Genomic DNA, 20,757 nt, shown 5'->3' with positions numbered 1-20,757 from the left:
CACAGAGCATGACTACCACGCGTTACCCCCTGGCCACCTCAACGTGGGATCAGGCCGAATACGACGCCCTGCAGCGTGTCATCGAGACCGGCCGCTTCACAATGGGACCGGAAGTGAAGAACTTCGAACAGGAATTCGCGTCCTACTTCGGGTCCAAGTACGCGGTCATGGTCAACTCCGGGAGCAGCGCGAACCTCATCGCGATCGCCGCGGCCGTCGCAAACCCGAACATCGACCTGAATCCCGGGGACGAGGTCATCGTGCCGGCTGTCTCATGGGCGACAACTTATTTTCCGATTCACCAGCTGGGGCTCACGCTCCGATTTGTCGACATTGATGTTGACACTCTGAACATGGACCCACAGCTTGTGATAGACGCAATCGGCCCGGACACAAAGGCGGTTCTAGCCGTCAACTTGCTGGGGAACCCGGCAGATCTCGAGACTCTGGCCGCGATTTGCACCGAGCACGGACTCGTTCTCATCGAGGACAACTGCGAATCCCTCGGGTCGAGAATCGGCTCCCGGTACACGGGAACTTTCGGTCTTGCCGGAACCTTTAGCTCCTTCTTCTCGCACCACATCTCAACGATGGAGGGTGGGCTCATAGTTACCGACGATGACTACATGTATCAGGCAATGGTGTCCCTGCGCGCCCACGGTTGGACCCGAGACCTGCCTGCTGACAACCTGATTTTCCCCAAGACGGGGGTCGCCTTCGAGGACCACTTCCGTTTCGTCCTGCCGGGCTACAACGTGCGTCCACTGGAAATGTCGGGGGCCCTCGGACGGGAACAGCTCAAGAAGGTCCCAGAGTTGATCTCCGGTCGCCAGCAGAACGCAGCCCTCTTCGCCGAGCGCTTCGCCGGCCGTGCAGATCTGAGGGTTCAGAAAGTGGCTGCGGAGAGCAGCTGGTTTGGGTTCTCGCTGGTGCTCGAGGGCCACCTCGCCGGGAAGCGCGCTCAGCTCGTTGACGCGTTGACGGTTGCAGGCATCGATTCCAGGCCCATCGTCGCCGGAAACTTCGCGCGAAACCCGGTCATGTCCCAGCTGCGCGCTGTGGTACCGGCGGAGCTTCCTGCCGCCGACAAGATCCATGAGGACGGGCTATTCGTCGGCAACCACCACTACCCCATCCCAAGCGAGCTGGATCTGCTGTTGGAAACCATCGAGTTGCTCGATTAGCTGATACTCCTCAATGGAACCAAGCGACGACGTCAGCCGAACCCGACCGAGGTCAATAGCGAGCGTGGCCGTCGCAACGGTGCTTGTTGCCGGCGGCGGCTACATTGTGCTTGTGCTGGTCGCCCGAATTCTCGGGCCCGATCGGTACCTCGATTTCTCCGTCTTCTGGGCTGCGCTGTATCTCGGGGTCGGTGGGATTTTCGGCGTGCAGCAGGAAACGACGAGGAGCGTCAAGACCGGGCTGCTGGGGCCGGGCGAGAACGGAACCCGGCGTGGCGCGAATGCGGTGCGGTCGGGGTTGGCCGTTGGAGCCGTTGTGGCCGTGCTCGTCGCTGCGAGCTCACCGTTCTGGGCCGGTCAGATCTTCGGCGCCGCCGCATGGCAATACGTAGCGTTGGTTGTTCTCGGGATTCTTCTGTACTCGGGTCATGCAGCAACAGTGGGCGCACTTGCGGGGAGGAACTCCTGGTCGAACTACTCCTACCTTATTGTTGCTGAATCTGTTGCACGGCTTTGCCTGGTCGGTGTCGTTGCGGTTCTCGCATCGTCCGTTCTCGGCTTCGCATTTGCCTCTACCCTTGCGATGGCGACCTGGCTGCTGTTTCTGCTTGCGGAACCCTTTCGACTAGCGGCCGGGAGTCGACTCGATGCCGGTTTCGCCACATCCGTCGGTCGCACCCTGCAATCGGTCGTGGCCTCGACCGCAAGTGCCATCATCGTCACGGGCTTTCCCCTCCTCCTCGCGGTCTTCGTGCGCGGTGAAGATCCTGACGACCTCGCGCGCATTATCCTCGTGGTAACGCTCACCCGCGCACCGATCCTGGTGCCGCTCAACGCCTTCCTCGGAATGATCGTTTCGTCATTCGTGGACCGACGCGAACAGACGCTTCGCACCGTCTTGCGCCCGATGCTGTGGGTGTTCGTCCTCTCCCTGGTGCTCGGGATTGTCGCCGTGCTCATCGGTCGCCAACTACTGATCTTTATCTTCGGGCAGGCATACGACATGGACGCTCTGTTCATCGGAGGAGCGACCGTTGCGGCAGGCTTCGTCGGCGTGATCAGCATCAGCGGTGCAGCAGCGCTGGCGCGTGGGCACCACCGCGCGTATACCGGGGGCTGGCTGCTCGCGGCACTCATCACAGCCGTCACGCTCTCCCTGCCCATCCACATCACCGAGCGTGTGCTGCTGGCACTCCTGGTCGGACCGATTGTCGGAACGATGGTTCACGTTTGGGCCCTGGCTCGTGGCCGACGCTGACTTCAGTGATCACCCAATCGGCCGTTCGGTACTATTGGGGAGACCAGAATTCGAGAACACCTCTTCCTCCACGGGAAGATGAATGAAAACGGTATCTACTCAACTTATGAATGAGACAAAGAAGCGCGCGTTTATTACCGGTATCACTGGCCAGGATGGCAGTTACCTGGCCGAACTCCTGTTGTCCAAGGGATACGAGGTGCACGGCCTCATTCGCAGGGCATCGACGTTCAACACCGCACGCATCGACCACCTGTTCTCGGACCCGCATGTTGAGGGCAACAAACTGATCCTGCATTATGGCGATCTGACGGACGGGTCACGGTTGGTGACTCTGCTAGGGGCGATTCGGCCAGACGAGGTCTACAACCTGGCGGCTCAGTCGCATGTGCGAGTGAGCTTCGACGAGCCGGAGTACACGGGCGACACGACGGGCCTCGGCACGGTGCGGCTGCTCGAGGCCGTGCGGGTCACCGGGCTGGATTGCAGGTTCTACCAGGCGAGCAGTTCCGAGATGTTCGGGGCTACTCCGCCGCCGCAGAACGAACAGACACCGTTCTACCCTCGCTCGCCCTACGGCGTGGCCAAGGTCTACTCGTACTGGATCACGAAAAACTACCGTGAGGCCTACGGGCTTTTCGCAGTCAATGGCATCCTCTTCAATCACGAGTCTCCCCGACGCGGCGAGACCTTTGTCACGCGCAAGATCACCCGTGCGGTCGCCCGAATCGCAGCCGGTCTGGAGACCGAGCTGTACATGGGAAACCTCGATTCGGTCCGGGACTGGGGATACGCGCCCGAGTATGTCGAAGCGATGTGGCTTATGTTGCAGCACGACGAGCCCCTGGACTACGTTGTCGCCACGGGTGCTGCCTACACAGTTCGCGACTTCCTCGAACTCTCGTTCGCGCACGTGGGTCTCGAGTGGGAGAAATACGTCAAGTTCGACGAACGCTACCTGCGACCCACTGAAGTGGACGCGCTGGTTGGCGATGCGAACCTGGCGCGCACGAAACTGAACTGGGTCCCCCAGATCAAGACCCCCGAACTCGCCCAAATCATGGTCGACAATGATGTCCGCGCGCTGGCTGCCGGTGGCGGCGTCTGGGTCGACAAGGTCGTCCGACATGGTTGATGCTGTACTCGTCGTGCTTCCGACTCTCGGTCGGCGAATGGAATCCCTTCGGGACGCACTGGAGAGCGTCGCGGCGCAACGGGCCGAAGTCAACCTTCGCCTGGTCGTCGTCCTTCCAGTGGCCGCGACCGAGGCGCGGTCCCTTGCGGTCACGTTTGGCGCCGACCTCGTCGACGATCCCAAACGCGGGCTGGCCGCTGCAATGAATGCCGGCGTAGCAGCTCGGTCCGGCGAAACCTTCTACGTTGGCCTTGGCGACGACGATCTTCTTCGCCCTCATGGAATCAAGACACTCATCGGACTCGCCTCCCGGCGGGAAAACACCGTCGTGGCCTATGGGGCGTGCGACTACATCGACGGTGAGTCACGGATCATCGGCACCAACCGTGTCGGCAAGTTGGCGTCGATAGTGCTGGCATGGGGCCCGAACCTGATTCCGCACCCCGGGGCGTTGATCAATCTGGATGCTCTGGAAAAGGTCGGGGGGTTTGCCGAAGACAGGCCGTACACGATGGATCTTGACGCCTTCTTGCGCCTGAAGCGCATCGGCGGTTTCGTGAGCACGAAAGAGTCGGTGTCAGCGTTCCGCTGGCATGCCGACTCGCTGACCGTCGCGGATCGAAAGACCTCGGCGACGGAAGCACTCGACGTGAAGCGGAACTACCTGACAGGACCAGTGCGAAAAATCTCGCTCATCTGGTTGGGGCCCATCTCGTTGGCGACACTGGCAGCGGGGGAGATCGTCTCCTGGCGAGCACGCCGGCTCTCGCGCCAATCCCACAACGGTGCCGCCGGATGAGCAATCTGGACACCTGGTTGGTCGTCCCGCTCTACAACGAAGCGACCGTTATACAGCAGGTGATCGCAGACGCAATCCAGGTTTTTCCGAAGATCGTGTGCGTCGATGATGGCAGCACCGACAACTCAGCGAGCCTGGCCGAATCGGCCGGAGCCTACGTGGTTCGTCACCCCATCAATCTGGGCCAAGGCGCCGCGCTTCAGACGGGATTCGACTATGTGCTGAGCGACGTCGCCACTGAGTATGTCGTGACGTTCGATTCAGACGGCCAGCACCAGGTAGCTGACGCCTCGGCCATGGTTGCACGGCTGCGGGGTGAAGACGTCGACGTCGTGCTGGGGTCTCGCTTCCTGGACACGCGTACGAATGCCAGTCGCCTCAAGAGGGCAGTGTTGAAGCTTGCCGTGATCTTTACCAACCTCACGACCGGGGTCAGACTGTCGGATGCCCACAACGGGCTCCGGGCCTTTCGGGCGTCAGCGTTGACATCGGTTCGACTTCGCCAGAACCGGATGGCGCACGCGTCCGAACTCATCGCCCAGATCGGCAGGACGAAAATGCGGTACGTAGAAGAACCGGTGCATATCGTCTACACCGACTATTCCCGTTCGAAGGGCCAATCGATCTGGAACTCGGTAAACATCCTCGTTGAACTGATCCTGAAGTAGGTGCAGAAGAATGGATAGCCAACTCCTGATCAAACTGGTGTTGCTGGCTGGCCTCGCCGTCGTTGCCCTGCTGATTGTCTGGCCTGGGCGTGGCGCTCGGCGCATGGCCTTGCGACGTATTTCGCTGCTTCTCGTCGTGGTGACTGCAGCAGTGGCCGTTATTTTCCCGCAACTTGCGAACGATGTGGCGGGACTTTTCGGGGTCGGCCGTGGAGCTGACCTGCTCCTTTACGGTCTTGTGGTTGCCTTTGTCGGCTATGTGATCGCTACCCGAGCGCATCACTCCCGGGTCGATCTCCAAGTGACTGAGCTGGCACGTGCGCAGGCGTTGGGTGCGGCGGTCGACGCGGGGTCCATCCACCGATGACGACTCTCGTCACGGGAGGTACCGGGTACATCGGCTCCCATGTAGTCAGGCTCCTCGTCGAGCGAGGTGGAGACACCGTCGTCGTTGACGATGTCGTGACGGGAAACGCGCGGAGAATCGGCGACGTACCGTTGGTGCGGGCAGACCTCGCGAGTTCTGAATCCGTCGAAATTCTCGTGGACGTCATCAAGCGATACAACGTGGATGAAGTCGTGCATTTCGCTGCCCGAAAGCAGGTCGCGGAGTCTGTTGAACGACCGTCGTGGTACTACTCGCAAAACGTTGGATCCCTTGCGAACGTGCTTCTCGCATTGGAAAAGTGCAACATTTCTCGGGTCGTCTCCTCCTCCTCTGCCGCTGTCTATGGCAATGCGGGCTCAGAAAGTCTCACCGAGCGTTCGCCGACTGAGCCGATCAATCCCTACGGAATGACGAAGCTCATCGGCGAGCGAATGCTCGCAGATGCGGCCGCGGCGCACGGGCTCGGGGCCGTCTCGTTGAGATACTTCAACGTGGCTGGTGCAGGCTGGCCCGACCTGGGAGATCGCGCGATCCTCAACCTGGTGCCGATGGTCTTTGAGCGTTTGGATGCGGGCGAGCCCCCGCTCATCTTCGGCGATGACTACGACACACCCGATGGGACATGTGTGCGTGACTTCGTGCATGTCCGTGATCTCGCCGATGCGCATGTGGCGGTTCTGGACGCGCTGCAGGAAGGAACAGTTCGCTCACCGGTCTTCAACGTGGGGACGGGCGGAGGCACGAGCGTCAGGCAGATCATTGAGACCGCCATTCGCGTGTCCGGGTCTCAGCAACGTGCGGTCGTGAGAGGACGCAGGCCGGGTGACCCCAGTTCCGTCATCGCCGATACGCGCTTGATCGAAGACGAACTGGGCTGGAGCCACAAGCTCGGGATCGACGAGATAGTCGCCTCGGCCTGGCAATCGTGGGTGGCCAACAGGTAGTTGGGTAGGATTTGGTGTCGTGTGAATGGGGGGAAATCCACGTTGAACGAAGTGCCCATTCCGGATCTATCCACAACTGAGGGGTGCGTGCCGTGAGCGAAGCAAGAGGTCCGTGGGATGCGCAGAAACCCACCCTCTCCGGCCCCGCGCATCCGTCCCGCGCGTTATCTGAAGACCGTACACGGTCTGCATTCTGGACAGCGTTCGCCTTGATGGCGATGCTCGCCACCCTGTGGTCGCTGGCGAGTCCGATCTTCTCGGTGCCCGACGAGAACGCGCATGCCACGAAGGCCATTGCGCAGGTGCGCGGGCAGGTCATTGGATACCACGTCCCGGGTGTGAAACACACGGTTGTGGATCTGCCCGCGGGATACTCGTACAGCCCGCAGGTACTTTGCTTCGCCTTTCACCCTGAGAGACCCGCCAATTGTGGGGTTGAATTGGGGGCCGCAACCGGCACGCCCTGGTTCAACACCTGGGTGGGTGCCTACAACCCGCTCTACTACTACGCGGTTGGCTGGCCCAGTCTGATCCTCGACGGCTCGGCCGGAATCTACGCGATGCGTATCGTCAGCGGCATCCTCTGTTCGTTGTTCGTGGCCTGGGCATTCCAGGCGGCGATGTCGGTCCGTCGCGCCCGTTGGATGCCGCTCGGGTTGGCTTTTGCCGCGGCGCCCATGGTGGTCTACCTTTTTGGGGCGGTCAATCCCAACGGCATGGAGATCGCGGCGGCGCTCGCGCTCTGGGCGTCCCTGCTCCGCTTGCTCCAACAGTTCGACGGCCGGGATTCGGGAACGGTGTCAACCCTGCCGCGTCGATATCTCTGGTTCCTCGTGACCGTTTCCGCCATCGCTCTGGCCACGGCCAGGGCTCTGGGGCCTCTCTGGTTGGTGATCGTGGTCGGGCTTTGCTTCGTCGCTTGCGGTTGGCTCCCCGTGAAGAGACTCTTCACTGCGGCGTCCAGCTATCTCTGGCTCGCCGCGGTCGCGGCCGGATCGCTATTCTCGATTTTCTGGACCTTGGGGGGCGGAAGCCTCTCCAGCCAGGCCGAGAAATCCGATGCACCCCTCGTGGGCGCTTCGTTTATGCAGGGCTTCGCCTACGTACTCCGGAACACCCCGGATTTCGTCCAGCAAGCCATCGGCTACTTCGGCTGGTTCGACGCGCCGCTCCCCGGCTACGTCTACTGGCTCCTCGTCGCCGCAATCAGTCCTGTCGTCGTCCTGGCCTTCGCGGTGGCAGGCAGGAGGAGCCTGATCACCCTGCTCACAGCCACCGCGGCCGCGATCTTCGTGCCCGCACTCTTGCAGGCGTATAGCGTCGCCCAGACCGGCATTATCTGGCAGGGTCGTTACGGCCTATTCCTTTACCTCGGCGTGCTCGTCATTGCTGTCATGATTCTCTCCAGTGCAGAAGGCGCACGTCTATCCTTCATCTCGACCCGGGTGACCTGGATCGCTGCTGGTCTCATAGCGTTGTACGGCGCTGTCGCATTCTTCCTGGTACTGCTGCGGTATGTCGTGGGCACCGATGTGCCAGTCAGTACGATGTGGAAGAATCCGGCGTGGCAGCCTCCGCTGGGCTGGATGACCCTCGTGGCGCTCTACGCACTGACGTCTCTTGCACTGGCTGTGTGGGTGGGGTTGCTCGCCACCCGGGCGGCACGGTCGGAAGACGACGGGGCGGTTGTGGCATCCGCTCCCGCAGCCGTACGGGAACATGCCTGAACCTCGGGTCGCGATCGCCTACGACTGCCTGTTCCCCCTCAACGCGGGCGGGGGAGAGCGCGTCTACCGCCGCCTTGCGGAGCTCTTCGTGGATCGGGGCAGCACCGTCGACTACCTGACCCGGCGGCAGTGGGCGACGGATGCCCCGCCCGCCTCGTTCGGGATCGTGCCGGTATGGCAGGGCGAGATCTACGATGCCGGCGGCACCCGCACCTCCCGGAGCGCGGTCGCCTTCGCCTGGGCGGTGTTCCGGCATTTCCTCCGTCGGCGTGGCCGGTATGACCTCGTGGTGGTGAGCACGCTGCCGGTGCTCAACCTGTTCGCGGTGCGGCTGGCCCTCCTCGGCAGCCCCGCCTTCGTGGTCGCCGACTGGCTCGAGGTCTGGCCGTGGCAGAAGTGGCGTGAGTATGCCGGCGCGCTGCCGGGGGCGATCGCGTTCCTGCTGCAGTGGGTGGGCATCCGTCTCGCCCACCTGCACACGGTCAACAGCGACTTCACCGGGGCGCGGCTGCGGCGGTATCGGCGGCGCGCGGAACCGGTCACTCTCGGCCTGGTCGATCTCGTCGGCGACGAGCCCGGCGCCACCATGGAACGCCCCGACGACCCCTATCTGGTCTTCATCGGCCGTCACATCGCCGACAAGCGCCTGATCGACCTGGTCCCGGCCCTGGGCGAAGCCCGCGCCACTGTTCCCGAGCTGCGTGCCGTCATCGTGGGTGACGGTCCCGAAACGGCAGCGGTGGCGGCCCGGGTCGCCGAGCTCGGTCTCGACGCCGCGGTCGAGCTTCGTGGCCGGGTCGGCGAGGAGGAGCTGCGGGAGCTCATCCGGGGTGCGCGCGTGCTGGTCAACCCGTCCAGGCGTGAGGGCTTCGGCCTGGTCGTCGTGGAGGCTGCCGCGTTCGCCACGCCGAGCGTGGTGGTGGCCGGCCCCGACAACGCCGCCGCGGAACTGGTCGTCGACGGCGTCAACGGCTACGTCGCCGCATCCGTGGGGCCCGTCGACCTCGGTGCGGCGATCGTGCGGGCCGTGCAGGCCGGCGAGCCCCTGCGCGCGAACACGAGGGCGTGGTTCGAGAAAGAGCGGGCCAGCCACGGGCTGAGCGCCTCGGCCGACCAGATCCTCGCGCGCTACCGCTCGGCCAGGGCCCGCTGAAGCGACGCCACGGTGTCCCGGGCGGTCGTCGCCCAGGAGAACGTGCGGGCCCGGTCACGGCCCAGGTCCGACCTGCGGGCCAGCTCGGCCGGATCGTCGAGCAGACTGCGGATGGTGGCCGCGAGGGCCGCGGCGTCGTGGGGCGACACGTAGACGGCCGCGTCCCCGGCGACCTCGTGCAGCACGGGGATGTCGGCGCAGACGACGGGGCAGCCGCGGGACATGGCCTCCAGCACCGGCAGGCCGAAGCCTTCAAAGAGGGTCGGGAACACGATCAGGCTCGATTCGGCGTAGAGCCGGTCGAGCTCGTCGGGGTGCAGCCAGCCGCGCAGGGACACCCACGGTTCCAGGCCGAGCGTGGCCACGACCGGGGCGAGCGGGTCATCGCCGTGGCTTCCGGTGACGACCAGCTGCGGCCGGGCGCCTTCGGGGACCAGCGCGAGGGCCGCCAGCAGCAGCGGGAAGTTCTTGTGCGGCATCCGGTTGCCCACGGCCAGGAGCTGCCGGGGCAGCCGGGGGAGCGGTGTGGGGCTCGCGGCCGGGCCGTGGCCCGCCAGGGGCACCACGTCGATTCGGGACTCCGGCACGCGCAGGTAGCGCACGATGTCCGTCTGCGACGCGGCACTGACCGTGAGGATGCGCCGCGCACCGCGGGCGGCGAGCCGGATCATCGTGCGCAGCACCCGCGAATACGCGCCGGGCACGTATTCCGGATGCCGGAACGGCAGCAGGTCGTGCACGGTGAGCACGACCGGAACCCGCGACCACGCCGGGCCGAGGTTCGCCGGGCAGTGGATCAGGTCTGAGCCCAGCCGGCGGGCGAACCGGGCGACCCCGAACAGCTCGCCGCGGGCCCACTCGATGCGGTTCTCGCCGCTGATGCCCGAGTCGACGATTTCGCCGGGAAACCAGCCGGTGTCGCCGGTACCGCCGGCGGCCAGTTCGGCGGCCAGTTCACTCGAGGCGAGGCCGATGAATTCGAGGCCGTCGGCGCCCGGTTCGATCCGGCTGTAGATCTCGCGCACATACGACTCCATGCCGCCCTTGCGACCGGTGAAGAACAGCAGGTCGACCAGGACCCGGCTCATCGGCCGGCCACGGCGACCTGCTCGGCCGCACGCAGCAGCCGGCGCCGGGCGAGTTCGTAGACGACCGCCGAGGCCAGCTCCGCGAGGAGGAGGCCGATGAACACCGCCGACAGGCTGTGCAGCCAGAGGCCGACCGCGGCGAGGGCGAACGCCATCGCCGACACGACCGCGCGCAGCCCGGTGAGCAGGCGCACCTCGCCCATCCGTCGCAGCGCGGCGAAGGGGATCGTCGTCGGCAGCGACGCGGCTCGCCAGCAGCAGGCGAGTACCAGCGGCAGGATGGCTGCCGAACTCGTCCACACGCCACCGAAGATGAAGCCGAGCACTCCGGTGCGCTCGAGAACCACGAGCACCACCACGGCGGCCAGCACGGCCCCGGCTGACACGACGATGTCCAATTGGGAATGCGCCTTCAACAGCCGCAGCCGCATGAAGTTCAGGGGGATCGCGAGCAGGCCGGACACCGTGGCGATCGCCGTGAACAGCACCGCGTCGCCCGGGCCGAGCAGCGCCAGGATCATCGTGTTCAGGAGCGGGTAGATCACCCCGGTGATCGCGGTGTCCGCCACCACCCAGCCCATCACGGCAGGCTCCGGGCGGCTCGCCCTGTGCGCCACCGGCAGGCAACGGAGGAGAGTCGCCGCGGCGATGCCCGCCACGAGCGGGATGAGCGCCCAGGTCTGGCCGGTGAACGCGGCCACGACGCCGCCGAGCGCGCCGAGACCGACCATGACGGATGCCCAGATCTCGCGCACGTCGAGCCGTTCGGCCACCGACACGCCCCGCCCTACCTCGAGGGCGGCGATCAACAGCGGAAGCCCGATGCACAGCACGACGGGGTTGGTCGAGTTGAGCGCGATCACGAGAGCGGCGACGATCGCGAGCCCCGCCAGCCAGAGCGGGAAGACCACCCGGCGTTCCGTGGCGGCGGAGCTCAACCGCGACTCGAGCACGACCGCGAAGGTGAGCTGGCCGACGAAGGTGGCCACCATCACGGCCACGGCGATGACGCCCTGCTCCGGGCGGCTGAACAGTCGGGACGAGATGGAGACGGTCGCGGCCGGGATGACGGCCAGGGACACCCCGCCGAGCAGGGTGATCAGGCTCAGCGTCGCCCTCCGGAGCCGCAACGGGGAGGGCAGGTCCGCGGTCACCGGGTCACCGGGTCACTGCGGTGAGCGACCGGGCGCCGTCGAGGGTGCGTCCGAGCATCCCCTCGAGGCGCCCGATGAACACCCACCAGCCGTCGGCCAGGGCGTTCGTGCCGCGGTTGCGCAGACCGAAGAACAGGCCGCCGCCGAGGAACGCGAACCGCCACCAGAGCGGGTAGTGCCACCGGGTCACGAGCCGGCCCAGTCCGCGGCCATAACTGCGCAGCTTGCGTCGGCGCTCGGCCACGGTCAGGCCGCTCGGGTCGGCGATGCCCCCCACGAACAGGGCCTCGGGCTGCCAGGCGAAGTCCGGGCGCGGCTCGGCCCGCATCAGCTTGAGCAACAGGTCGGTCGCCTCGCCGGCCTGCCACGGCGTGGGGGCGCCGGTGCCGATCTCCGGGTCGAAGCCGCCGAGCTCGTCGAACAGGCTGCGCCGGATGAGGAGGCCCATTTCGATGACGGTCCAGGCCGTGCGCCGGTCCAGGGGGGTGCCGGCCGCAGGCAGCACGAACTTGGGGCCGTTCTCGTCGACGACGGTGAGCGCACCCGCCCGGAAGCCGTCGGGGAGCCGGCGCAGCCGGTCGAGGGTGTCCGGCGGAAACCAGGTCGTGTCGTTCGGGAAGCTGAGCAGCAGGTCCCGGCCGACGGGCAGAGCCGCGACGCCGGCGTTGCGGCCCCGGGAGGCCCCGGGCGGGGACGTGACCACCGTGATATGCCGGTTCGGCGACCGGTAGGAGGCAGCCAGAGCCTCGACCTCGGCAAGGTTTCGCTGGGCGACGACGACGAGGTGGTCATCCGTCGTCAGCTGGTCTGAAACGGACTCGACGAGACGCCGCAGGCTCTCGACACGGCCGAGGGTTGACACCACGAGTCCAAGGTTCACAAATCACATTCTGTACGATGAGGGGGCCGCACCAACAATGACGGGACTCGCTGCACGCATGTCACTCTCCGAAACACTCGAACTCTCGATCCTGATGCCCTGTCTGAATGAGGCCGAAACGCTGGCCGTGTGCATTGACAAGGCGCAGGACTACCTGCGGCGAAGCGGCATCGCCGGCGAGGTGCTGATCGCCGACAACGGCAGCACCGACGGGTCGCAGGAGATCGCCGAGGCGCACGGCGCGCGCGTCGTGGCCGTCGCCGAGAAGGGCTACGGCAGCGCGCTGATCGGAGGCATCGAAGCGGCCAGGGGCGCCTATGTGATCATGGGCGACGCCGACGACAGCTACGACTTCAGCTCCCTCGACGGTTTCGTCGAACGCCTCCGCGCCGGCGACGAACTGGTGATGGGCAACCGTTTTCGCGGCGGCATCGAACCCGGCGCCATGCCGCCGCTGCACAAGTACCTCGGCAATCCCGTGCTGTCCTGGATCGGCCGCACGCTGTTCCGATCGCCGATCAAGGACTTCCACTGCGGCCTGCGCGGATTCAACCGGCAGTCGATGCTCGCCCTGCACCTCCAGACCACCGGGATGGAGTTCGCCAGCGAGATGGTCGTGAAGTCCACCCTCGGCGGGTCCCGGGTCAGCGAGGTGCCGACGACGCTGAAGAAAGACGGCCGCAGCCGTCCGCCGCACCTCCGCAGCTGGCGTGACGGATGGCGGCACCTGCGGTTCCTGCTCATCTTCAGCCCGCGCTGGCTGTTTCTGATCCCCGGCAGCCTGGCCTTCCTGATCGGCTTCCTCGGCACCGTGCTGCTCGCCTTCGGGCCCGTCGTGGTCGGCGAGGTGGGCTTCACCTACTCCAGCCAGATCTACCTGGCCGCGCTCGCCGTGGTCGGGTATCAGGCGTTCCTGTTCGCGCTGCTCACCAAGATCTACGCCCAGCACGAGGGCTTCCGGATTCCGCGCAGCCGCAACTTCGAACGGCTCGAGCGGCGGATCAGCCTGGAGAGCGGGGCCGTGGTCGGCCTGATTCTCTTCCTGGTCGGGCTGGGGATCGCGCTTTCCCAGCTGATCGGGTGGGCGGCCGGCGGCTACGGCGCCCTGGAGGCGGGTGCGACCATCCGGGTCGCGATCCCGTCGGCGCTCCTGATGATGCTGGGATCCCAAACAATTATGGGCGGCATGTTCCTCGGGGTGCTGTCGGTCGGCCTGAAACGGCGCTAGCGATGGGCCCGAGCGTCTCCGTCGCCCTGTGCACCTACAACGGGTCGGCCTTCCTGGAGGAGCAGCTCCGGAGCATCCTCGACCAGTCCCTGCGGCCGGCCGAGATCGTGGTCTCGGACGACGGCTCGACCGACGGTTCCGCGGAGCTCGTGCTCAGCGTCGTCGGCGCGTGGCAGGCTCTGCACCCGGGCGTGGTGGTGGCGTTGCAGGTTCTCCGCAACGAGGCGCCGTTGGGTGTCACCGCCAACTTCGAGCAGGCGCTGTCGGCCTGCACCGGCGACCTCATCGCGCTCAGCGACCAGGACGACGTCTGGCACGCCGACCGGCTGGACCGCATCGTCGCAGCGTTCCAGAGCCGGCCGAGCCTGCAACTGCTGCACACGGATGCCCGACTCGTCGATGCCGGCGGCGCACCACTCGGAACCACCCTCCTGGACACGCTGGGAGTGTCGGCGGAGGACCGTCGTGCGGTGCGCAGCGGCCGGGCGCTCGACGCCCTGTTGCGTCGCAACATCGTCACCGGCGCGACCATGGTCGTGCGTCGCGATCTCGTGGAGCGCGCCCGCCCCTTCCCCGCAGCCTGGGTGCACGATGAGTGGCTGGCCATGGTCGCCGCGGTCAGCGGAGAGATGGACCTGCTCGACGAGGTGCTCGTGGACTATCGCCAGCACGAGGGCAACCAGATCGGCGCGTCGAGTCTCGACGCTTCCGGCCGGCTGGGCCGGCTGACGGCATCCCGCCGGGCACGCAATGCGCGGCTGCTGGCGCGGGCCGTGGCGCTGCAGGAACGTGCCGGTACGTTCGTGCCCGCACCATCGGCCGAGACCCTGCGGAGGATCGACGCCAAGCTGGCCCATGAGCGGATGCGCAGCGCACTGCCGGCGGCGCGAATCGGGCGGGTGCGCCCGGTGCTCAGGGCGCTGCGCGCCGGGGACTACGGCCGGTACGGGCTGGGCCTGCAGGACGTGCTCCGGGACCTCGTCCAGCCGGTCTGACGGTTTCGGTGATCGAGCTTGTCGAGATCACGTTTCCCGGTGATCGTGCCACGCGGTGATCGTGCTTGTCGAGATCGAGCCACGCGGTGATCGAGCCGTGCGGTGATCGAGCCACGCGGTGATCGTGCCGTGCGGTGATCGAGCCACGCGGTGATCGAACCGCCCGGTGATCGAGCTTGTCGAGATCGAGCCACGCGGTGATCGTGCTTGTCGAGATCACGGGTCTCGACGGGCTCGACCACCGGGTCTCGACAGGCTCGACCACCGGGTCTCGACGGGCTCGACCTCCGGGTCTCGGGTCTCGACAGGCTCGACCACCGGGTCTCGACAGGCTCGACCACCGGGTCTCGACAGGCTCGACCACCGGGTCTCGACAGGCTCGACCTCCGGGTCACGGGTCTCGACGGGCTCGACCTCCGGGTCTCGACGGGCTCGACCACCGGGTCTCGGGTCTCGACGGGCTCGACCTCCGGGTCTCGACGGGCTCGACCTCCGGGTTTCGACGGGCTCGACCTCCGGGTCTCGACGGGCTCGACCACCGGTCCGGGACTCGACCGGCCCGACCACCGGTGATCGAGCTTGTCGAGATCCGGGGACTCGACCGGCTCGGGGACGCCGGTCAGCCGATCCGGTTGCGGGGGCTCGGCCGGAGCAGGCTGCGCCAGCTCTTGCCCTGCGCGGCCTTGAGGGCGCAGATCAGCAGGAGCAGCCAGCCGAATTCGATCAGCACCGCGCTCTCCGCGGCCGACGTGACGAGGAGGATCACCAGCACCAGCGGCGACCACACGTAGACGAGGGTGCGCTTGTTCGACGCGAGCAGCCAGGAGCGCCAGAACGCCAGCCCCACCAGGGCCAGGAACGAGAGCAGGCCGATCAGTCCGACCTGGAAGTACACGTCGAGGAAGGCGTTGAGGCCGGATGTCTGGTCGCGCTTCGTGACGAAATCGAACCAGCCGTAGGGCGTCACATCCGTGGGCCAGAGTCCGGCCCAACCCCAGCCCTCCAGCGGATGCAGCGCCACCAGGCGCCACATCTCGCCCCAGAGCGAGGACCGCGCCTCGAACTCGCTGCCCGCGTTCAGCCTGTCGAGGATCTGGGACCGGCCGACGAACGCGGCGATGCCGCCGAGGACGGTGGTGCCGAGCAGACTGATTTGGAGCATCCAACGGTTTTCTACCGGTGTGCGCCGGAGCCAGTAGAGCGCGAACGCCGCCAGCCCGACGAAGAGCGCGACGACCAGGATGACGGGGGAGCGGGTGAGCAGCAGGCCGAAACCGGCGAGCGCGATCGAACCGATCCCGACGCCGCGGCGAACCGACCGGGCGCGCACCTCGACGATGAACGTGACCCCGGCGATCAGCGAGACCAGGCCGAACACGTTGCGTGAGCCGAAGACGCCCTGCACCGGTCCGAGGTTGGCGATATTGCCCTGAATCCCGAGGAACACGATCGGCAGGTCGAGCAGCAGGCCGGACAGCACCTCGAGGGCGAGGGACAGCCCGAGCAGCACCCGCAGCACGTCGCCCGTCGCACGCACGACCTGGATGGTGTCCCGCGCAAGGGCGATGTAGATGGCCAGGAAGGTGAAGGCGAGCTGGTACAGCACCCCGCGCACGGTGTCGGTCGCATAGCCCGACCAGAGCAGCGAGAGGGCGCACCAGCCGACGAAGACCATGATCGAGATCGGCAGGAGCCCGTGCCAGTCGGTTCGTTCCCGGCGTGCGACCAGGGACGCCACAGCCAGGGCCACGAGGGTGACCAGTGCGCCGACCAGTCCGGGCCAGCCCATGACGCCCCGGATGAGGTGGGTGGAGAAGGCCACCCCGATGATCGCCAGGGTGAGGGAGGCGGCGAACCGGGGTGCCCCGAGGAAGCGCACGAGTCTGGGCGAGACCTGGCGGCGGGGGATGTTCGGGATCATGGGCTTCCCACGCTACCGTCTACGGCATCGGCAAGGCGGAGGCCTGCTGGCGCTTCGTGACGATGGCGAGCACGACCAGGAGCACCCAACCCGACTCGATCAGCATCCGGCTCTCTGCCACGCTCTGGGCGAGGAGGGCGGCCAGCAGGAGCAGCGGCAACAGGGCGGATGCCGCATACGGCTCGGTGTCGGCGATCCCGCGGCGCGGTCGGTCGACGGCGAGGAACCAGGACCGCCACAGGGTCGACAGCACGAGCGCCGCGAAGACGATCAGGCCGACGATGCCGAGCTGCAGCCACACGTCGAGCCAGGCGTCATGCGCCTGCAGGTAGACGACACCCTTTCGCACGGCCAGGCCCTTGAACGGCTCGGCCCACGGGGCCCAGTAGCTGACCCAGCCCCAGCCGACGGCGGGCCGCTGGCTCGCGGCCTCGATCACGCCGCGCCAGATGTCGATCCGCCCGGTGACGTCGGGGCTCTTGCCGAACACGGCGAGCAGCTTGGGGGTGAAGGCGGCCACGGCGGCACCGGCGACGACGACGGATGCCGCCGCCGCCAGGTAGACCGGGCGACGCCGGTGCGGGCCGCGGCGCCTGGTCCACAGTGCGAAGACGAGCACGACCGCGACGACTCCGGCGGCCAGCGACACGGTCGCCGACCGGGTGAGCGCAAGCATGAGCACCGCGAGGACCAGCCAGACGACGCCCCAGCCGCGGCGCACCGTGCCCGCGGCGAGTTGCACGGCGAAGACGATCACGGCGAGCAGGGCGACGAAGCCGAGCAGGTTGCGGTTGGCGACGATGCCCTCGATCGGGCCCCCGTGCAGGAGCAGCGCGCGGGACCAGTAGAAGGCCTGCGGCACCTTCTCGGTGCCGTAGTCGACCCAGAACGGGAGCACCGGATGCCGGATGAACACCGCGACGACGGCCTCGAAGACGAGGGACAGCGCGAGCACCCAGCGCAGGGCGCCGCCGAGGGCGCGGAGCAGCTCGGTCCAGGTGAGGCAGAGCGCGAGGAACACGGCGGCGATCGTGGTGGCCCACTGCAGGGTCACCCCGATCAGGGAGGCGCCCAGGTAGTTCGACCAGGCCAGGGACAGGGTTGCCAGCGCGAGGAAGGCGCCGACGGACTTGGGGAAGCGGGTCCAGTTCCAGTCGGGCTTCAGCCGCACGAGCCCCACGATGCTGCCGGCGAGCACGATGAGTGCGATCGCTCCGAAGCCCCACCAGCCGAACAGGCTGCGCCAGAACTGGCCGGCCAGGAGCGTGAAGAAGACCAGGGTCGCGAAGGTGCGAACGACGAATCGGCTCTGGACGGCGGGCATGTGTCTAAGGGTAGTGGGGCCTCGGCTGCGAACCGCTCAGGGCGGCGCTCTCTCATCCGCGCCGGCGGCCGGCCCTGTCGCCGGTGGCCGGCCCTGTCGCCGGTGGCCGACCGTGTCGCCGGTGGCCGGCCCTGTCGCCGGTGGCCGGCCCTGTCGCCGGTGGTTGAGCCTGTCGAAACCACGGTCTCGGTCTCGACGGGCTCGACACAGGCCGCTCGGACCGCCGTTGCCCGCAGCCTGCTGTCAAATTCGACGGAGATTTTGGCGTTTTGGCGCTTCCCGGGCCGGTTTTGAGTCGATTCGGGCAGAATCACCGTCGAATTCGACGGGTGGGCGGGATGCCCGGGGCGGCACGGCGGGGGCGGTGGCCGACCCTGTCGCCGGTGGTTGAGCCTGTCGAAACCACGGTCTCGGTCTCGACGGGCTCGACCACCGGCGGCAGGCTCGACCTCCGGGTCTCGACGGGCTCGACCAACGGCGACAGGCTCGACCACCGGCGGGCGGGATGGACGATCCGGGAAATCTATACCCCAAGGGGTATGATCGGCTTCGGAGGTTCTAGTGAAGACAGTAATTGTGGGTGGAGTGGCGGGAGGCATGTCCGCGGCGACGCGGCTGCGCCGTTTGGACGAAACGGCCGAGATCATCGTATTCGAGCGGGGGCACTACGTCTCGTTCGCGAACTGCGGGCTGCCCTATTACGTGGGCGGAGTCATCCGTGACCGTGCCAACCTGCTGCTGCAGACGCCGGAGTCACTCGCGAGCCGGTTCCGCCTCGACGTGCGGATCGACCATGAGGTGACCAGGATCGATCGCGAGTCGAAGACCGTGTTCGTGCGGGACACGCTCACCGGGGCGGAAGCCTCCGAGAGCTACGACCGGCTGATCCTCGCAGCCGGGGCCACGACGCGCAGCGTGCTGGCCCATTCCGACATCCCCGTGCACACCCTGCGCACGGTCGACGACGTCGATCGGATCACCGCGATCCTCGACGCGGCCACCGGGCCGGTCTCCGCCGTCGTCATCGGCGCCGGCTTCATCGGGCTCGAGGCCGTCGAGAACCTCGTGCTGCGCGGCGTCGCCGTGACGGCGGTCGAGTTCGGTCCCCAGATCCTCGGCCCGCTCGACGCCGAGATGGCGGCCCCCGTGCTGGATTCGCTGCGGGCGCGGGGCGTGGACGTGCGCCTGGGCACGGCCGTGACGGGGACCTCCGGCGGCCGGGTGCAGCTCAGCGACGAGACGTCGTGCGCCGCCGACTTCCTGATCGAGGCCACCGGCGTGCGGCCGGACACCTCCCTGGCCGAGCAGGCCGGGCTCCGGATCGGCGAGAGCGGCGCGATCTGGGTGGACGACACTCAGCAGACCAGCGACCCGTCGATCTTCGCGGTCGGCGACGGGGCGGAGAAGATCGACGCGATCGACTTCCAGCCCACCCGGATCGCGATGGCCGGGCTGGCCAACCGCCACGGGCGGGCATCCGCCGACAGCATCGCCGGGATGCCGGCCCCCGCCGCTTCCGTATTCGGCGCCGCCATCGTCGGCGTGTTCGGCATCACCGTGGCCATGGTCGGCTGGAGTGAGAAGCGCCTCGTCGCCGAGGCAAGACCGCACCGGATCGTGCACACGCACCCGGCCAGCCACGCCACCTACTACCCGGGGGCCGAGACGATGTCGATCAAACTGCTCATCGACGCCGAGACGGACGCGATCCTCGGCGCCCAGATCGTCGGCGGCAGCGGTGTGGACAAGCGCATCGACATCCTGTCCACCGCGATGGCCGGCGGGATCACGGCATCCGCCCTGACCCGGCTCGAACTGGCCTACGCGCCGCAGTACGCGTCGGCCAAGGACCCGATCAACCAGCTCGGATACGTCGCCGATAACCTCGCCACCGGGACGACCCGCAATCTGCAGTGGCACGAATTGGAATGGGCCCTGGAGGACGGGGCCGTGGTGATCGATGTGCGCACGCGTGGCGAATTCGCCGCGGGCAGCATCCCGGGTGCCGTGAACGTGCCCCTCGACGACCTCAGGGAACGTCTGGCCGAGTTGCCGGATGCCCCGCTCGTCGTGCACTGCCAGGTCGGGCAGCGCGGGCACACCGCCGCACGTATCCTGAGCCAGAACGGCTTCGACGTTCGAAACCTCGACGGCGGCTACCGCACCTGGACCGCCGGAGTGTCCACACTCACCTCCGCTCCCGCTCCCGCTTCTGCTCCCGCTTCTGCTTCTGCTTCGGCTTCCGCTCCTGCTCCTGCTCCTGCTCCTGCTTCTGCTTCTGCTTCTGCTTCTGCTCCCGCTCCCGAAAGGATCCCGGCATGAACGAGATCACCGTCGCAGACCTGTCCGCGCTCCCCGCCCCCGTCGTGATCGACGTGCGCGAGCCGTTTGAATACGCCGACGGCCACATTGCCGGAGTCGCCCACATCCCGCTCGGCGACCTGGTGCAGCGCTTCGGCGAGGTTCCCCGCCAGGGGCCGGTCTACCTGGTCTGCGCGGTCGGCGGACGCAGCGCCCAGGCGACGGCGTTCCTGGCCGACCAGGGCGTCGACGCCGTGAACGTCACCGGCGGAATGACCTCCTGGCGCCAGGCCGGGCTCCCCATCGAACGAAAGGCGTGACCATGACGACCGACGACACGGCCCAGCAGAAGAAGATCATCAACCGTCTCCGCCGAGCCCAGGGCCAGCTCGCCGCGGTGATCACGGCTGTCGAGGCAGGCGGCAGTTGCAAGGATGTCGTCACCCAGCTCGCCGCGGTGTCGAGCGCCCTCGACCGCGCAGGCTTCGTGATCGTCTCGACGGCCATGCGCGAGTGCCTCGACAACCCGGACGCGGCGAACTCGCTCACCGTGGACGAGCTCGAGAAACTGTTCCTGACTCTGGCCTGACCCTGGCCTGACGGGCGCCGT

Annotated in this window: 19 protein-coding genes; 14 read left to right on the top strand and 5 right to left on the bottom strand. The window is 67.0% G+C overall.

Translation table 11 applies throughout. The features are described 5' to 3' along the window. The first annotated feature begins 8 nt into the window (after nucleotides 1-8). The 9 genes from E3T48_RS01625 (at nucleotide 9) to E3T48_RS01585 (ending at nucleotide 9,256) form a co-directional block, all read left to right on the top strand. Nucleotides 9-1,184, top strand: a complete 1,176-nt coding sequence (locus E3T48_RS01625) for a DegT/DnrJ/EryC1/StrS family aminotransferase (protein WP_134522142.1) — start codon at nucleotides 9-11, stop codon at nucleotides 1,182-1,184. A gap of 64 nt (nucleotides 1,185-1,248) precedes the next feature. Continuing rightward, the gene (locus E3T48_RS01620; protein ID WP_134522141.1) at nucleotides 1,249-2,442 is read left to right on the top strand and encodes a polysaccharide biosynthesis protein; all 1,194 of its coding nucleotides are present in this window, start codon (nucleotides 1,249-1,251) and stop codon (nucleotides 2,440-2,442) included. Nucleotides 2,443-2,548: 106 nt separating this feature from the next. After that, a complete protein-coding gene (gene gmd, locus E3T48_RS01615; RefSeq protein WP_134522140.1) occupies nucleotides 2,549-3,577 on the top strand; it encodes a GDP-mannose 4,6-dehydratase in 1,029 nt (342 codons plus the stop codon). After that, the gene (locus tag E3T48_RS01610) at nucleotides 3,570-4,376 is read left to right on the top strand and encodes a glycosyltransferase (protein WP_166789592.1); all 807 of its coding nucleotides are present in this window, start codon (nucleotides 3,570-3,572) and stop codon (nucleotides 4,374-4,376) included. Before gmd ends, E3T48_RS01610 begins: the two co-directional genes overlap by 8 nt. After that, the gene (locus tag E3T48_RS01605; RefSeq protein ID WP_134522138.1) at nucleotides 4,373-5,044 is read left to right on the top strand and encodes a glycosyltransferase family 2 protein; all 672 of its coding nucleotides are present in this window, start codon (nucleotides 4,373-4,375) and stop codon (nucleotides 5,042-5,044) included. Before E3T48_RS01610 ends, E3T48_RS01605 begins: the two co-directional genes overlap by 4 nt. A gap of 10 nt (nucleotides 5,045-5,054) precedes the next feature. Further along, nucleotides 5,055-5,411, top strand: coding sequence for a DUF2304 domain-containing protein (locus E3T48_RS01600; RefSeq protein WP_134522137.1), 357 nt, complete (start codon nucleotides 5,055-5,057; stop codon nucleotides 5,409-5,411). Further along, nucleotides 5,408-6,376 carry a UDP-glucose 4-epimerase GalE gene (gene galE / locus E3T48_RS01595; RefSeq protein WP_134522136.1) on the top strand — a complete coding sequence of 323 codons (969 nt, stop codon included), beginning with the start codon at nucleotides 5,408-5,410 and terminating at the stop codon, nucleotides 6,374-6,376. The genes E3T48_RS01600 and galE overlap by 4 nt, the downstream gene beginning before the upstream one ends. Nucleotides 6,377-6,468: 92 nt before the next feature. Beyond that, nucleotides 6,469-8,103, top strand: a complete 1,635-nt coding sequence (locus tag E3T48_RS01590; RefSeq protein WP_134522135.1) for a DUF2142 domain-containing protein — start codon at nucleotides 6,469-6,471, stop codon at nucleotides 8,101-8,103. After that, nucleotides 8,096-9,256 (top strand): glycosyltransferase family 4 protein, encoded by a 1,161-nt coding sequence (locus E3T48_RS01585; protein WP_134522134.1) that lies wholly within the window; start codon nucleotides 8,096-8,098, stop codon nucleotides 9,254-9,256. Before E3T48_RS01590 ends, E3T48_RS01585 begins: the two co-directional genes overlap by 8 nt. Here the strand turns inward: E3T48_RS01585 and E3T48_RS01580 are convergent. Genes E3T48_RS01580 through E3T48_RS01570 form a run of 3 tightly spaced genes read right to left on the bottom strand, consistent with a single transcriptional unit; the run spans nucleotide 9,232 to nucleotide 12,378 of the window. After that, entirely contained in the window at nucleotides 9,232-10,344 is a 1,113-nt protein-coding gene (locus E3T48_RS01580; RefSeq protein WP_134522133.1) for a glycosyltransferase family 4 protein, read from the bottom strand. The genes E3T48_RS01585 and E3T48_RS01580 overlap by 25 nt on opposite strands. Continuing rightward, nucleotides 10,341-11,498, bottom strand: a complete 1,158-nt coding sequence (locus E3T48_RS01575; protein ID WP_134522132.1) for a hypothetical protein — start codon at nucleotides 11,496-11,498, stop codon at nucleotides 10,341-10,343. Before E3T48_RS01575 ends, E3T48_RS01580 begins: the two co-directional genes overlap by 4 nt. Before the next feature lie 4 nt (nucleotides 11,499-11,502). Continuing rightward, nucleotides 11,503-12,378, bottom strand: coding sequence for a glycosyltransferase family 2 protein (locus E3T48_RS01570; protein WP_134522131.1), 876 nt, complete (start codon nucleotides 12,376-12,378; stop codon nucleotides 11,503-11,505). 58 nt (nucleotides 12,379-12,436) lie between these two features. Between E3T48_RS01570 and E3T48_RS01565 the strand changes: the two genes are divergently transcribed. Continuing rightward, nucleotides 12,437-13,606 (top strand): glycosyltransferase family 2 protein, encoded by a 1,170-nt coding sequence (locus tag E3T48_RS01565; RefSeq protein ID WP_241986522.1) that lies wholly within the window; start codon nucleotides 12,437-12,439, stop codon nucleotides 13,604-13,606. Nucleotides 13,607-13,608: 2 nt separating this feature from the next. After that, nucleotides 13,609-14,601, top strand: coding sequence for a glycosyltransferase family 2 protein (locus E3T48_RS01560; RefSeq protein ID WP_134522129.1), 993 nt, complete (start codon nucleotides 13,609-13,611; stop codon nucleotides 14,599-14,601). A 619-nt stretch (nucleotides 14,602-15,220) separates the two neighbouring features. Here E3T48_RS01560 and E3T48_RS01555 read toward each other — a convergent pair. Next, nucleotides 15,221-16,522, bottom strand: coding sequence for an O-antigen ligase family protein (locus tag E3T48_RS01555; protein WP_134522128.1), 1,302 nt, complete (start codon nucleotides 16,520-16,522; stop codon nucleotides 15,221-15,223). A gap of 19 nt (nucleotides 16,523-16,541) precedes the next feature. Continuing rightward, nucleotides 16,542-17,846, bottom strand: coding sequence for an O-antigen ligase family protein (locus tag E3T48_RS01550; RefSeq protein WP_134522127.1), 1,305 nt, complete (start codon nucleotides 17,844-17,846; stop codon nucleotides 16,542-16,544). 561 nt (nucleotides 17,847-18,407) lie between these two features. Between E3T48_RS01550 and E3T48_RS01545 the strand changes: the two genes are divergently transcribed. Genes E3T48_RS01545 through E3T48_RS01535 form a run of 3 tightly spaced genes read left to right on the top strand, consistent with a single transcriptional unit; the run spans nucleotide 18,408 to nucleotide 20,736 of the window. Next, nucleotides 18,408-20,168, top strand: a complete 1,761-nt coding sequence (locus E3T48_RS01545; RefSeq protein WP_134522126.1) for an FAD-dependent oxidoreductase — start codon at nucleotides 18,408-18,410, stop codon at nucleotides 20,166-20,168. Further along, nucleotides 20,165-20,467 (top strand): rhodanese-like domain-containing protein, encoded by a 303-nt coding sequence (locus E3T48_RS01540; protein ID WP_134522125.1) that lies wholly within the window; start codon nucleotides 20,165-20,167, stop codon nucleotides 20,465-20,467. The genes E3T48_RS01545 and E3T48_RS01540 overlap by 4 nt, the downstream gene beginning before the upstream one ends. A 2-nt stretch (nucleotides 20,468-20,469) precedes the next feature. Further along, nucleotides 20,470-20,736, top strand: a complete 267-nt coding sequence (locus E3T48_RS01535; RefSeq protein ID WP_134522124.1) for a metal-sensitive transcriptional regulator — start codon at nucleotides 20,470-20,472, stop codon at nucleotides 20,734-20,736. Nucleotides 20,737-20,757: the final 21 nt, after the last annotated feature.

The organism is Cryobacterium fucosi (assembly GCF_004403515.1).
Taxonomy (GTDB): Bacteria; Actinomycetota; Actinomycetes; order Actinomycetales; family Microbacteriaceae; genus Cryobacterium; species Cryobacterium fucosi.
This window is presented reverse-complemented; position numbering and strand designations above follow the sequence as displayed.

Excerpts from the sequence above, each read along its gene's own strand:
- galE (WP_134522136.1), top strand. The coding sequence starts at position 5,408 with ATGACGACTCTCGTCACGGGAGGTACCGGGTACATCGGCTCCCATGTA.
- E3T48_RS01600 (WP_134522137.1), top strand. The coding sequence starts at position 5,055 with ATGGATAGCCAACTCCTGATCAAACTGGTGTTGCTGGCTGGCCTCGCC.
- E3T48_RS01605 (WP_134522138.1), top strand. The coding sequence starts at position 4,373 with ATGAGCAATCTGGACACCTGGTTGGTCGTCCCGCTCTACAACGAAGCG.
- E3T48_RS01560 (WP_134522129.1), top strand. The coding sequence starts at position 13,609 with ATGGGCCCGAGCGTCTCCGTCGCCCTGTGCACCTACAACGGGTCGGCC.
- gmd (WP_134522140.1), top strand. The coding sequence starts at position 2,549 with ATGAATGAGACAAAGAAGCGCGCGTTTATTACCGGTATCACTGGCCAG.
- E3T48_RS01555 (WP_134522128.1), bottom strand. The coding sequence starts at position 16,522 with ATGATCCCGAACATCCCCCGCCGCCAGGTCTCGCCCAGACTCGTGCGC.
- E3T48_RS01585 (WP_134522134.1), top strand. The coding sequence starts at position 8,096 with ATGCCTGAACCTCGGGTCGCGATCGCCTACGACTGCCTGTTCCCCCTC.
- E3T48_RS01565 (WP_241986522.1), top strand. The coding sequence starts at position 12,437 with ATGTCACTCTCCGAAACACTCGAACTCTCGATCCTGATGCCCTGTCTG.
- E3T48_RS01610 (WP_166789592.1), top strand. The coding sequence starts at position 3,570 with ATGGTTGATGCTGTACTCGTCGTGCTTCCGACTCTCGGTCGGCGAATG.
- E3T48_RS01540 (WP_134522125.1), top strand. The coding sequence starts at position 20,165 with ATGAACGAGATCACCGTCGCAGACCTGTCCGCGCTCCCCGCCCCCGTC.
- E3T48_RS01625 (WP_134522142.1), top strand. The coding sequence starts at position 9 with ATGACTACCACGCGTTACCCCCTGGCCACCTCAACGTGGGATCAGGCC.
- E3T48_RS01535 (WP_134522124.1), top strand. The coding sequence starts at position 20,470 with ATGACGACCGACGACACGGCCCAGCAGAAGAAGATCATCAACCGTCTC.
- E3T48_RS01580 (WP_134522133.1), bottom strand. The coding sequence starts at position 10,344 with ATGAGCCGGGTCCTGGTCGACCTGCTGTTCTTCACCGGTCGCAAGGGC.
- E3T48_RS01550 (WP_134522127.1), bottom strand. The coding sequence starts at position 17,846 with ATGCCCGCCGTCCAGAGCCGATTCGTCGTTCGCACCTTCGCGACCCTG.